Here is a 13511-nt window from a genome sequence, read left to right as displayed (position 1 = left end):
CACAGTTCCGTTAACTCGTTAATGTAATGCAGATACACCTAATGTAGAACACACTATTGGATAAGAAGTGAAACCATACTTTTGTCTTATCCAAATTCTTTTATTAAATGTCATTCAAAGTAGGGTTTTATGTTTACTCGAGGCAGTCTTACCTCAACGATTTTAGGCTTAATGTTGTTTCTCATTTTGTTATCATCAAGCTTAGCCGTTTTTTCTATCGTCAATTTAACTTTTAGCCTCGATGATGCTAAAGGCATTAATGCTTCAGGCTCAATGCGTATGCAAAGTTATCGCTTACTGTTATTTACCAATGCAGGCAGTATTAATGCTCAAGAAAAAATCACCGAATTTGAAAATACCCTTAATTCTGAACCGTTAAAGCGAACGTTGGCCTGGTACAGCCCTCAAGAATTGACAGACCAATACCTGCAGGTAATCGATAAGTGGCAAGTGATGAGAGCCTATGTCGAAGCGGGTGATGCTCGCCTGTATTCGGCGTCATTAAAAGACTTTGTTGATACCATTGACACCCTAGTATTGAAAATGGAGCTTTTCGCAGCATATAAACTTAAGCTGTTGGTTATAGGACAAATTATAGGTTTAGTGATTTTATTAGCAGTTGCCATTATGGCCGTTGTGTTTACCCGAAAACGCGTTGTAAGACCGCTGCAATTATTAATGGACAGCGCATCAACTATTTCTAAAGGTAACTTTAAAGTTAAGATGCCTAAAACGGAATATATTGAGCTCACCTCTCTGGGCAACGCATTACAAAAAACTGCCTCAGAATTGGCCGATTTATATGAAGATTTAGAAGGCCAAGTTAACGATAAAACCCTTGCATTAACGCGCGCAAATAATGAGCTTAAGTTTTTATACGATAACCTTGTGATGCTGCATGCAGACAAACTGGATTACAAAGCGCTGCAGTCTGCTATAAATCAATTGAAATACTATGAGGGCTTAGACTTTATCAGGCTTGTTATCAAGCATGAAGATGACTCATGCGATGTCATCAAAGCCGAAGGCGGTTGGCCTGAAGAAAACAATATCAGCTCTGTCCAGTTCCCATTAAACATTGAAGAAACTCAATTAGGTTATTTGGATGTGATTTCCGCTAAGCACCTGAATCAGCAATTATTTGAAAACTTTGCCATGATGCTTACTCGTTCAATTACGATTCATAATGCCACAGAGCAGCGTCAACAAATGGCATTAATGGAAGAACGCGCAGTCATCGCCCGAGAATTACATGATTCGATAGGTCAATTATTATCATTTTTAAAAATCCAGGTCAGTTTACTCAAAAAAAGTTTACACGAAAGTTGTCGTAGCCCTGAGGTGGAAGGACAATTACTCGAGATTAATGAAGGGGTAAGTACTGCCTACGTGCAATTACGCGAATTATTGTCCACATTCAGATTAACCATTAAAGAACCCAATTTAAATCAAGCGATTGAAGTCATGCTTGATCAACTTCGTCAGCAAAGTGATGTTGATATTAAACTCAATTACAAGTTGTCAGCACACTTGTTAGAAGCTAAACAGCATATTCATATTTTACAATTGATCCGCGAAGCAACACTAAACGCAATCAAACACGCTAAGCCTGCCCATATAGTGGTAGATTGCCAATTAACAAATAGTGCTATGATAACAATAGCAATATGTGATGACGGTATTGGTGTGTCACACTTACAAGAGCGCGATCAACATTTTGGCATCGGCATCATGCATGAACGAGCCAATAAATTACATGGCGTTGTGACGTTTGAGAGTAATCTGCATGGCGGCACCACCGTTACACTTAGTTTTCCACCTCAACAGGAGCCTTTAAATGGGTAAGCCGTACTCCGTACTTGTTGTAGATGATCACCCCTTGTTACGTCGAGGTATTTGCCAGCTGATCACCTCTGACAGTGATTTTTTACTTTTTGGTGAAACTGGAACAGGACTAGAAGCCCTCACTGCCGTAGCTGATGACGAACCTGACATCATCCTGCTCGATTTAAATATGAAAGGCATGTCAGGCTTAGATACGCTTAATGCGATGCGCCAAGAAGGCGTCACTGCGAGAATTGTTATTTTAACCGTATCCGATGCCAAGCAAGATGTCGTTAGGTTATTGCGTGCTGGCGCTGACGGTTATTTACTCAAAGACACTGAGCCAGATTTGTTACTCGAACAGCTAAAAAAAGCCATGTTAGGTCACCGCGTCATCAGCAACGAAGTTGAGGCCTATCTTTACGAGTTAAAAAATGCCACTGATGACAACACTTGGATAGAAAACCTCACGCCTCGTGAGTTACAAATATTACAGGAGCTGGCTGAAGGTAAAAGTAATCGAATGATTTCAGAAGACCTGCACATCAGTGAAGGCACTGTTAAAGTACACGTTAAAAACTTACTGCGTAAAGCCAATGCGAAGTCGCGTACCGAAATGGCGGTTCGTTATTTAAACCAATAACGCTTACAAGATGCATTTAACGTGAATTGATGCCCCACACCAATCAGTGTGGGGTAATATTATTTCTGATTAATAAAGGCAAGCCAGCTTTGTAATACCGCTTCAAAATCTTCTAAACCGCAATACGACTCAGATTCTGCATCATACAAATTCATGGCATCATCTAATTCATGCTCTTCTTCAAAATCGATAACGTTGGCGAAAACTCGCACCTGCTCGGTGTCGATATCGATGGTTAAATCAGCACCAATATGACGCCAGTGATTTTTACTACCGCTTTTGATTAAGATGATTTGCGTCAGGATATGGTTAGCACGGCTGTTATCATCGCCAAGCTCTTCAGCAAACCAACGGCCGAGTACTTCATGATCCATACTAAACTCTGCAAATACCGTCCCTTCTAGACGATTACGACGAAATTGGTATTCCATAATATTGCTCTTTAATTAGCGTTATCACTATTTTAACCGAAGAAATCAAAACCTGCTGCCTGTAATGTCGTCTGATCAGTGCGCATCAGATTAAATGTTAGATAAATATAAGGTTTCATTCGCTATAATCAATACACTTGGATCACACTTAATGGCTGTGATAGCGAACACTTGGAATGATAAACAATGAATACTGGTTTTATTTATAGCTTACTGCTAAATGGGCCAAATGCCGGTCAGTCGCTCAGCGAGGAGCAAGTTACGCAATGGCAGCCACAAGACGGTTTATTATGGCTACACCTTCGTTATCGTGAACCTAAAGCGCGTAAATGGATCCTTAACTCAGGGCTCGATCGTGTTGAAACAGATACTTTGTTAGCCACAGACACTCGTCCACGCGTCGTCAACTCAAGTAAAGGGATGTTATTAGCCTTGCGTGGCGTCAATCTCAACCCTAACTCAGATCCTGAAGACATGGTTGCGGTGCGCATATACGCCGAAGAAGATAAAATCATTTCAACCTGTGAGCGCCAATTACAGTCAGTCATCGATCTCGCAGAGTCCATTAGCCAAGGCAAAGGGCCAATTGATACCGCGGCATTTATCATGGCCATTTGTGAGCGCTTAACCCAACGTAAAGTTGAATTTATTGGCAAGCTAGAAGAACAACTCGATGAGTTAGAAGAGCGTGTAGTTACCCAAGTGAACAAAAGCTTACGCACTGAGATTGCCGAGCTACGCAGGAAAACCGTAGTATTGCGTCGTTACCTCGCGCCGCAACGCGAAGCTTTTTCACGGATGTTGCATGAAAGTAGCGAACTATTTGATGATAACGATAAACTGCGTTTACGCGAAATTCATGAAACCTTAATTCGCATCATTGAAGATTTAGATGCCATTCGCGATCGCGCCAGTGTCACCCAAGAAGAGCTGCAATCTCAACAGTCTGAACAGGTGAACCAAAGGCTGTATTTTTTATCATTAATCTCAGCGGTATTTTTACCGCTTGGTTTTTTAACAGGGTTACTTGGCGTCAATATTGGCGGTATTCCCGGTGCAGAAACCAACTGGGCATTTGCAGCATTCTGTGGTGGTCTTATTGCCCTTATCGCATTGCAGATGTATCTATTTTATCGCTTAAAGTGGTTGTAATGAGTTGATATTGATTGACTACCGTTAAAAGCGCTTTGTTTAACGGTATCTACAGCCTCAAATGAGCAATAAAAAAGGACGCGATGCGTCCTTTTTTGCCATTAACTCTGCATCTCGGGCGTTAACACCGAAATCAAGCTAGTTAATTATTTTGTTTCAGTTTCAGCTGTCGCAGCGGCTTTTTCAACAGACACAAGCTCTACTTCAAAAACCAATGTTGAATTAGCAGGAATAGTCCCTGTATCACGCTCGCCATATGCAAGTTCTGAAGGGATAACAAACTTGTACTTAGCACCTACAGGCATAAGCTGTACGCCTTCAGTCCAACCAGGAATAACGCGATTTAGTGGAAACTTAGCCGTTTCGCCACGAGCATATGAGCTGTCAAACTCGGTACCGTCGATTAATGTGCCACGGTAGTGAACTTCAACAGTATCTTCTGCAGCGGGCTTTTCACCTTCACCGGCTTCAAGTACTTCGTACTGTAGGCCAGACTCAGTCGTGGTTACACCTTCTTTGGCTTTGTTTTCTTCTAAGAATTTTTTACCTTCTTCAACCGATTTAGCCGCTAACACTTCTGCTTGCTCTAAACGCTTGTCGTTTAATTTTTTATCTAGGTTTTGTAATACAGTTTGCATTTCTTCTTCGGTCAACTGCATTTCTTCGCCTAAGCCATCGCTAAAGCCTTTGATAACCATAGTACGGTCAACAGCAAAACCTAACTCTTCTTGCTCTTTAATGTGACCAGACATGTACTTACCAATTGAACCACCCACGCTGTATGCTTCTTTTTGAGCGTCTGTTGTTAGCTCGACTTTCTTTGGTGCTACGTCTTGTTCTTGGTTACATGCAGTCAATCCAACAACAGCTAATGCAACTAACGATAATTTGTAAATAGATTTCATTAAAGCTTCCTCAGCATCCTTTAGTGGTTACAATAACCTAATACATTCAAACTATGAGATGTTTTAGTGGTCATGTTCGCTTGCCACTTTATACTAGTTAATGGGGTTATACCATTGGGTCGACCTTATATCACAAGGTTTACGACAATAATTCAAGGGGCAAGTTCATGACACGGGTTCCAATGCTGCTTTTTTGCTCAACTTGGCTTTGTGTTGCGCTATTATCTGCATGTCAGCCGAGCGCTGATAAGATGATGGTGCTCACCACCGATGCCAGTTACAGCGCCAGCTTGTCTAACGATGGCAACATCGCTCTGGTCAGCACTGCCAACAATGGTGTGCAAGTGTGGGATTTAACCGGTCCGAGCATCTCCTACCAATGGCTTCAAGGTAAACAAGATAACACCAGTAATGTTATTGATACGGCTATATCGGCTAACAATACTTTTGCCGCGACGATGAGCAGTGACTCATTAGCGATCTGGCGCTTAGATGACGGCAGCTCTGTAGGTTGGTGGTCTCTGCCCTCTTATGCTCAAAGTGTTGCTATCGCCAATAATGGCCAAACCTTGGTAGGCCTTGTTGATGGTTCGGTGATGTCATTATCGCCACAAAAAAATCGCTTAATTCAATTTTTAGGTCATCAAGAAAAGGTCAATAGCGTGTCGATTAGCGCCGACGGTGAAACCGCTCTCAGTGGGGGGAATGATGGCAAAGTCATATTATGGAATAGCCAAACGGGTCAGCCAATGCAACAGTGGCAAATGGACTCAAGGCTCACCAAAGTATTAATTAACGACAGCGGTAGCTTAAGTTTTGCCGCTGACATTACCGGTAATGCTAACCTATGGCACTCAAACTCGGGCGACTCGCTTAGCCAACTCGATATTAAGCGTCGTCAAATGAACTTTTCTGCGGCTCGTTTTGTCAAAAATGATACACAGCTACTCACAGGGACGCCGTCAAAAGAGATCTTTTTATGGCAAGTCGACTCAGGCCAACAAACAGGACACTGGCAAGTTCAACTCAGTAAAAACACCCAAAACAGGGGCGCTGTAGTATACTCTGCCGCAATGACAACCCAAGGCTCTATCGTCAGTATAAGTAGCCAGGGGTTAATTGAATATTGGCAGTAATAACAGAGACAAATAGAGGCCCCAATGGAGCAGGTGTTGCAAAAGCTAGACGACCTTGAAATGAAGCTTTCGTTCCAAGAAATCACTATTGAAGAACTTAACCAAGAAGTGATAAAGCTCAATGCTTTAGTTGCCAGACAACAACAGCAAATGATATTAATGGTCAATAAATTACAGGCGATGGAGCCAAGTAATATGGCTTCGCAAGCAGAAGAAACACCACCTCCGCACTACTAGGCCCTACTTAGGCTGTGTTGCAATACAGGTTGATTAAAAAAATGGGTTTGCAATATTGGCCATTACTTTATTTTTAACATAGCAGGTGCACATGCAATCGACTCAACACCTTACAATAGCCACAACAGGCGATGATATTCTCACGCTGACAGCTGAACCTGTGACGGTGTTTGACGATAAATTGCGTGCATTGGCCGATAGCATGCTTAGCACAATGCTCAATGCTAACGGTGTCGGCATTGCTGCAACACAAGTGTTTAGCCGTGCAGCCATGTTTATTATGGCTTCTAACCCAAATGAGCGATACCCAGACGCCCCAACAATGGCGCCAACGGCAGTTATTAACCCCCAAATTTTGTCAATATCTAGCGCAACAGAAGCCGGGATTGAAGGTTGCTTATCGATTCCGGGACAACGCTTATCGATTTTGCGCCATCAGCAAATTGAAGTGCAATACCAATCACTAAATGGCGAACTGCAGCAGCACACCTTAACAGGTTTCGTGGCGCGGATATTTCAGCATGAATATGACCACCTTCAGGGTATTACCTTACTTGAACGGGTTAAGCTTATGGCGCCACAGGTTGAGGCGATGCCATGTTAAAAACACTTGGGTTGTTGCTACTGTTCATGGCCGGTTTAAGCGGTTGCGCTTACAACAGTGTATTCGTTAATTATCCATCGCAAATAGCGCCTTATAAACAGCAATTAGCCAGCAACTCGCCTACGACTAATATTACTGCATTAGCCGACAACATCAGTGGTAATGACGGCTTACTCTACGCCCAAGAGTCTGGACGTATTATGCAAGTGGCGGGTAATTTTGAGCAAAGCAAAACCTACTATCAACAAGCAATAGCCGCATACCAAGCCTTTGACGACAAAGCTACCGTCAGTGCCAGTCAGCTTGGCGCAGGTGCATCCAGCATACTGCTTAACGACAATGCCATTCCATATCGTGGCCCGGGTTATGAGCGCATTATGTTGCACCAATACCAGGCGTTGAATTATTTATTTAGTGGTGACGCGCAGGGAGCCCTAGTTGAAGTGCGCCGCAGTAATGAGCTGCAAAGTATGGAACAAGCGCGTTATCAACAATCACAAGAATCGGTTCAGGCAATGGCTAATGGCAAAATTGATGCCCAAATGGCGCAGCTAGGACAAGCCGCAGGTAGCGTAACCAGTTCATTTTTAAATGCATACAGTTACTACATAACAGGCTTACTGCACGAACTGGCTAACGAACCTAATGATGCTTTTATCGATTACCGTAAAGCGGCGCAAATCACTCCCGACAACCGCTATTTACAACAAGACTTAGTCCGTTTAGCCAAACAATTAGCTATGCCACAATATGATGAGTTTGCCAAACGATGGGGCGATGCTGTGTTAGCAACGGCAAATCAAGGCCAGGTTGTATTTATTGTTGAACGAAGCTTTGTTCCCGAAAAACAAAGCATTACCGTCCCTTTTTCAATAGATGGTAACTGGCAAACCGCGTCATTAGCCACTTACCAGAGACAAATGCCATTAGCTGAACAGAGTCAAATAGGCGGCTTAGGCCAAACACTCTACGCCGACAGTATTGCCCATATCGACGCCCTAGCCATTAATGCATTAAAAGAAGACCTACCTGCTGCGCTCATTCGCCAAGCTGCACGTATTTATGCCAAGTACGAACTTAATCAAAGCGTTCAGAGCAGCAGTCGCCGCGCCAATAATCAAGTTGATGCCGCGGCCATGGTGATGCAAATTTTTAACGTCATAAGCGAACAAGCAGATCGTCGCAGCTGGTTAACCTTGCCGCGTCAGGCTCAAATAGCCAAACAATTTATTGATGCAGGTGACTACGACATTCGTTTAAATAACAGCCAAAATGTAAAAATTGAAGTAAAACCAAACCGTACAACATTAATTTGGGCAATAGAGACTGGCAATCGTACCCGTTTTTATTCGATAATCATCTGATAGACGATAACCCCTTATCAACTGTCACTCATCACCAATGGAATTTATTATGAAAAATTTAAAACTGATATTTGTGTTAGCTGCAGTAATGGGGCTGAGCGCCTGTCAATCTAAAGTTGAATACGGCGATGCCACCGAAGTTGAAACCGTTAACGAAAACTTTGGCTCAACTGATCTGCAAGATATTGCCGCCAAAATGGTCGACAGCATGATGACCTTCCCGCCTGTGGTGGTAATGACACAAACCAATCGTCCGATTATATTTGTTGATAAAATTAAAAATAAGACCTCAGAGCATATCGATACTGAGTCAGTTACCGACACGATTAGCAACAAGTTACTCCGTTCTGGTAAGTTCCGTTTTATCGACATGACCAAAGTGGATGCCGTACGTAAGCAGCTAGATTATCAAAACAATGCCGGCATGGTAGACCCAACAACCGCCATTAAGTTTGGTCGTCAAATTGGCGCGCAGTACATGTTATACGGCAACCTATCGAGCATTGTTAAGCAAGATGGCAGCACCAAAGATGTGTACTACAAAATGACCATGCGTTTAATGGATCTTGAAACCGGTTTAATTGAATGGTCTGATGAAAAAGAAATTCGTAAGGTTAAATCTAAGTCATTCTTAGGCTTGTAATACGCAAGCATATAGTAATAAAGCCGACATTGATGTCGGCTTTTTCATACACCCAATAATAAGTTAGGAACACTAACGTGAAATTGTTATCTACTGAATTGTTTAGTCCACAGGTTATCAAAACCAGTTTTGTTGCATTATGTTGTGCCAGCGTCATAAGTTGCAGTAGCTCAGTATCAACCTCAACGTTACAACGTGATGGGTCGGCTTACATTAGCCAACAGCAAGCACAAGCACGCGCTAATGTAGTATCAAATGTACAATACGATCTTACTTTCTTTTTAAGTGAAAATAGTCAATTCAGTGCCAAGTCGACCGTCAACTTTGACCTTAGCAGTGTGCCTAAATCACTGACACTTGACTTAAACAAAGCCAATATTAAACAATTTATCATTAACGGTACCAAGGTTTATCCTAACTACAACGACGCATATATCGTAATTAACCAAAGCCTATTAGCGAGTGGAAGCAACACCATTACAGTTGAGTTTACCCGCGAACACAGTACTAACGGTGAAGGCTTACATCGCTTTGTTGACCCAGTAGACAATAAAGTTTACTTGTACTCGCATTTTGAGCCTGCTGCCGCGCAGCAAATGTTCGCCGTGTTTGATCAACCCGACTTAAAAGCCACCTACCAGATTAATGTTCACGCCCCCAAAGACTGGCAAGTAATCAGCGCGATGCGTGAAACTAACGTGGTAGACCAAGGCGAAACTAACCTGTGGACCTTCCCTACTACGCCAAAATTAAGCCCTTATAACTTCTCGATGCATGCTGGCCCCTATAAAGTCTGGGAAGACAATTCAGGCCGCTATCCGATGCGCTTATTCTCGCGCCAATCGGTTGCCGAGCAAGTGACACCACAAGATTGGTTTACCTATACCAAGCAAGGTTTAGACTTTTTCGACCGCTACTTTGGGATTGATTACCCATTTAAAAAGTACGACCAGGTGTTAGTGCCAGACTTTTTATACGGCGCCATGGAAAACGCCGCTGCGATTACTTTTTCAGAAGATCGCTTCTTATTTAATGCCAAAATGACCGCCGAGCAAAAACAGCGTTTAGCCGGCGTTATCATGCATGAAATGGCTCACCAATGGTTTGGTGATTTAGTCACTATGAAATGGTGGAACGGCTTATGGTTAAACGAAAGCTTTGCCTCATTTATGGGGACATTGGCCACCAGCGAAGCCACTGAGTTTAGCCATGCCTGGCGCACCTTCTACGCCTCTGGTAAGCAAGCTGCTTATCATCAAGACAGTTTAGTCACCACTCACCCTATTGAAGTGCCGGTAGCCACCAGCCAAAATGCATTTGATAATATTGACGCCATCACCTATCAAAAAGGGGCATCAACCATTAAACAACTGCGCCATCTGTTAGGTGAAGAAACTTTTCGTCGTGGTGTTAGCCAATATTTAACACAATACAGCTATCAAAATGCCGAGCTCGATGATTTTATTGATAGTTTAGCCAAAGCCAGTGGCCGTGATTTGTCACAATGGACTCAAGAATGGTTATATGCCGCTGGCGTCAATACCATTAAGGCACAATACACTTGCCAGGGTAACCAAATCGACTCTTTTGCATTAGTGCAAACCGCTGAAGATAGCCAACACCCAACACTGCGTGAACAGCGTGTGAAAATAGGCTTATTCGACCATCAACGACACGGGCTCGATAAGCTGCAAGCAATTGCTGTTACCTACAAAGGCGCTTATACCGAAGTGAACCAACTGGTTGGCGAGATCTGTCCTGATTTAGTGTATCCAAACTATGATGATTGGGGATTTGTGAAAGTTGAATTAGACCAAAAGTCATTCGATACGGCCAAACAGCAACTCAGCCACGTGAGCGACCCATTATTGCGCTCTATGTTGTGGCAAAGTATGTGGGACAGTGTGGTTGATGGTAACGCGTCGTTAGAGCAGTTCTTAAATATTGCCTTAATCAATGCGCCGCAGGAAAAAGACTACACCATTTTAGGCCAAGTACTTAATAACTTGCAGCGAGCCAAAAACTACCTCGACTTAATGGCACCAACTCATGCCAGTTATAACAGCAAAATATCAAAAGCATTAAGCCAAATGAGCCTACGCATGAGCATGGAAAGCTACCGTAACCGAGATTTCCAACGTCGTTGGTTCGATGCCTACATTAGCTTATCAAGCCATGGTGATGCGCTTGAACATATTCAGTCGTTACTGCAAAGCAAAAGCCATATTAAAGGGTTAACCATAGATCAAGACCTGCGCTGGAACATGATCCGTCAACTAAACCGTTATGACTACGGCGATGCACATGCATTATTGGTTAAAGAAAAGCATCTTGATCAATCTGACTCTGGTGAAAAAGCCGCTATCGCGGCTGAAGTTATCCGTCCAGAATCAGCACTTAAACGCCAATGGCTAAATACCATTGAACATAACGACAGCATGGCATTTTCAAAAATTCGTGTGGCGATAAACAACCTCTACCCTGCAGAACAAAAATTACTTAGCGCAGCAACCGCCGAGCAACGCTTTGAAAACTTGCAACTCATGGACGATAAAGGGCCGGTGTTTATGCGCAGCTTTGCTTCGCAATTAATCCCTACCGATTGCAGCGCAGCCAATATCGACGCCATCAGTCAGGTGTTAAATAGCGAAACCGGTTTATCAAAACTGGCCAGACGCGCCCTGTTAGAAACTCGCCAACAAGAACAACGTTGTGTCAGCATTAAGCAAAAGCTGAACTACTAACAATGGTGTTGTGAAATGCAAAAGCCGGAGTAATCCGGCTTTTTTATCGGTAAAGATCAGTCATTAGCCTGTGCGTAATGCTAATATTTTACCGATGTCCAATGGTGGCTTAAATTGACTAAAAGTGCTGTGCTGTTGATCAATGGCATAGATTGACATTCTGTCGGCGAGTTCATTACCTTCAATGCCGATATGAGCAGCAACATGCTGAATGGTGAGTTTATCTTTTATCGCATCATAAAGTTCATGCGCTTGTTTAATAATGTCTAGGTTAGCGATTTCCCCCCCTTTGCGGGTCCAGCCTTTTGATTTCCAACCGTAAGCCCACTCGCTAATACACTTAATTGAATATTGCGAGTCACTCATAATCTGCACGCTATGTCCGGCATCTAATGCCGTTTTAGCCATCAATAAGGCTTGATGTAACGCATTAAGCTCAGCGGTATTGTTGGTGCCATTAGGGTTAAATAAGCCATACCATAACTCGGCAAGTTGAGCTTGACGATATACCGCAATCCCTGAACCCGCTTTACCCGGATTGGGCTCGCAACCGCCATCGGTGTAAATCACTACATCAAACTGCGACAGTACCGCATTGTTAGACGCCTCGGTTGCAGTACTGCTGCTCACTTTCGTCTTAGTGCTTGTCGTTTTTGTGCCCGATGCTTTAGCGGAAGCCTTGCCAATACTGCTGTGCGGCGACTTGGCAAAAGCGGCTTTTGCTTCAGCTTCAGTGGCAAATGATTTGTATTTAGCTTGCGGAAACTTATCAACGGATCGTTTAGTCACATCCCAGCTGGTAAAAATACCCGTTTCACGCCCTGCCCAAACTACATAATACTTTTTTGCCATTGTGGTTTATCCTTGCTAAATCAATATCGCATCATGCCACGATTAATTTAGGCTTTAAAACAAAACCTGCAAGATAGGCAGGTTTTGTTGTAGATGAGGGATAAAAGATTAATTAACGATTACAGGGCCATCGATATCCTGATGATTCACGCCACCCGAGCCTGCGCTGACAATCTCAAGCCCTTTAGTATTGCTGACATTAATGCCACCAGAACCATCACTAATGGTGACTTTACCGTTAACTTGGTCGATATTAATCGAGCCCGAACCATCGCTCACCTCAATATCACCGGTCACTTGTGAAATGTTGATAGAACCTGAGCCATCTTGCAAAGTCACATCACCATTGACATCTTTCATGTTAATCGAACCTGATCCATCAGCTAACTTCACCGCGCCAACATGGTCCATCACAATGCTACCAGAGCCATCTTTGAGTGTAATGGCGGCCGCTACATCAGATATCTTAATCGAACCAGAACCGTCGGTAATATCTAGCGCTAGAGCCGCTGGTACAGTAATTAACACATCGATAAAAGGCGATTGCTCCATAAAACCATCAGACTCAATATCGGCCACAAACTTGGCATTGTCGCCTTGTTTGTTTAAGGTTAATTCAATCTCAACATCTTCACTGTCTTTATCGGTATAAATATCGGCCGTGACTTCAATATGTGTTTGCCCCTCTACCCCTTTAACGGTTAATTTACCCGCGCCAGTATTAGCCACTAATTGGTTTAGTGATTGACTGTCTAAGGTCATTTTTTGTTGAGTATGTGTTAGCTCCGCATTCACGTCGGCAGAATCTGTTAACGAGAATATCGATTCAGCTTCAGTGTATGACGCGCCAAAAATTGTCGCACCTAATACTAAACCTACAGTTAGGCTAATGGTCGCAATACGAATAGACATAGGTTAAATTCCTTTTAAAAGAGGTTCGAAATAGAATAGGCTGATACGTAAGCTTAGTCGCAAA

General features: G+C 43.0%; 13 protein-coding genes. 9 read left to right on the top strand and 4 right to left on the bottom strand.

All coding sequences use genetic code 11. The features are described 5' to 3' along the window. Positions 1-129: 129 nt before the first annotated feature. Positions 130-1845 (top strand): nitrate/nitrite two-component system sensor histidine kinase NarQ, encoded by a 1716-nt coding sequence (gene narQ, locus IEY42_RS09535; RefSeq protein ID WP_188925024.1) that lies wholly within the window; start codon positions 130-132, stop codon positions 1843-1845. Next, the gene (locus IEY42_RS09530) at positions 1838-2467 is read left to right on the top strand and encodes a response regulator (protein WP_188925023.1); all 630 of its coding nucleotides are present in this window, start codon (positions 1838-1840) and stop codon (positions 2465-2467) included. The genes narQ and IEY42_RS09530 overlap by 8 nt, the downstream gene beginning before the upstream one ends. A 59-nt stretch (positions 2468-2526) precedes the next feature. Here the strand turns inward: IEY42_RS09530 and IEY42_RS09525 are convergent, their stop codons facing one another. Next, entirely contained in the window at positions 2527-2898 is a 372-nt protein-coding gene (locus tag IEY42_RS09525) for a YacL family protein (protein WP_188925022.1), read from the bottom strand. A 186-nt stretch (positions 2899-3084) separates the two neighbouring features. On the opposite strand from IEY42_RS09525, the gene IEY42_RS09520 reads away from it, so the two are divergent. Continuing rightward, positions 3085-4050 (top strand): zinc transporter ZntB, encoded by a 966-nt coding sequence (locus IEY42_RS09520; protein ID WP_188925021.1) that lies wholly within the window; start codon positions 3085-3087, stop codon positions 4048-4050. 146 nt (positions 4051-4196) lie between these two features. Here IEY42_RS09520 and fkpA read toward each other — a convergent pair whose 3' ends face one another. Further along, a complete protein-coding gene (gene fkpA, locus IEY42_RS09515) occupies positions 4197-4955 on the bottom strand; it encodes an FKBP-type peptidyl-prolyl cis-trans isomerase (protein WP_188925020.1) in 759 nt (252 codons plus the stop codon). A 167-nt stretch (positions 4956-5122) separates the two neighbouring features. Between fkpA and IEY42_RS09510 the strand changes: the two genes are divergently transcribed. The 6 genes from IEY42_RS09510 to pepN all read left to right on the top strand — a co-directional run bounded on the left by IEY42_RS09510 (position 5123) and on the right by pepN (position 11683). Beyond that, positions 5123-6091 (top strand): WD40 repeat domain-containing protein, encoded by a 969-nt coding sequence (locus IEY42_RS09510; protein ID WP_188925019.1) that lies wholly within the window; start codon positions 5123-5125, stop codon positions 6089-6091. Positions 6092-6115: 24 nt separating this feature from the next. Continuing rightward, positions 6116-6328, top strand: coding sequence for a SlyX family protein (locus IEY42_RS09505; RefSeq protein ID WP_188918115.1), 213 nt, complete (start codon positions 6116-6118; stop codon positions 6326-6328). A gap of 91 nt (positions 6329-6419) precedes the next feature. After that, a complete protein-coding gene (gene def, locus IEY42_RS09500; protein ID WP_188925018.1) occupies positions 6420-6932 on the top strand; it encodes a peptide deformylase in 513 nt (170 codons plus the stop codon). Next, positions 6926-8296, top strand: coding sequence for a COG3014 family protein (locus tag IEY42_RS09495; protein WP_188925017.1), 1371 nt, complete (start codon positions 6926-6928; stop codon positions 8294-8296). The genes def and IEY42_RS09495 overlap by 7 nt, the downstream gene beginning before the upstream one ends. Before the next feature lie 49 nt (positions 8297-8345). Beyond that, the gene (lpoB, locus tag IEY42_RS09490) at positions 8346-8939 is read left to right on the top strand and encodes a penicillin-binding protein activator LpoB (protein WP_188918121.1); all 594 of its coding nucleotides are present in this window, start codon (positions 8346-8348) and stop codon (positions 8937-8939) included. A gap of 77 nt (positions 8940-9016) precedes the next feature. After that, positions 9017-11683, top strand: a complete 2667-nt coding sequence (gene pepN, locus IEY42_RS09485; RefSeq protein ID WP_188925016.1) for an aminopeptidase N — start codon at positions 9017-9019, stop codon at positions 11681-11683. 63 nt (positions 11684-11746) lie between these two features. On the opposite strand, the gene IEY42_RS09480 is transcribed toward pepN, so the two are convergent. Then, positions 11747-12535, bottom strand: a complete 789-nt coding sequence (locus tag IEY42_RS09480; RefSeq protein ID WP_188925015.1) for a ribonuclease H family protein — start codon at positions 12533-12535, stop codon at positions 11747-11749. 108 nt (positions 12536-12643) lie between these two features. Then, a complete protein-coding gene (locus tag IEY42_RS09475) occupies positions 12644-13447 on the bottom strand; it encodes a DUF4097 family beta strand repeat-containing protein (protein ID WP_188925014.1) in 804 nt (267 codons plus the stop codon). Positions 13448-13511: the final 64 nt, after the last annotated feature.

Source organism: Shewanella algicola (assembly GCF_014648035.1).
GTDB lineage: Bacteria > Pseudomonadota > Gammaproteobacteria > Enterobacterales > Shewanellaceae > Shewanella > Shewanella algicola.
Note: the sequence above shows the minus strand (reverse complement) of the source record. Positions and strands in the feature narration are given on the sequence as shown.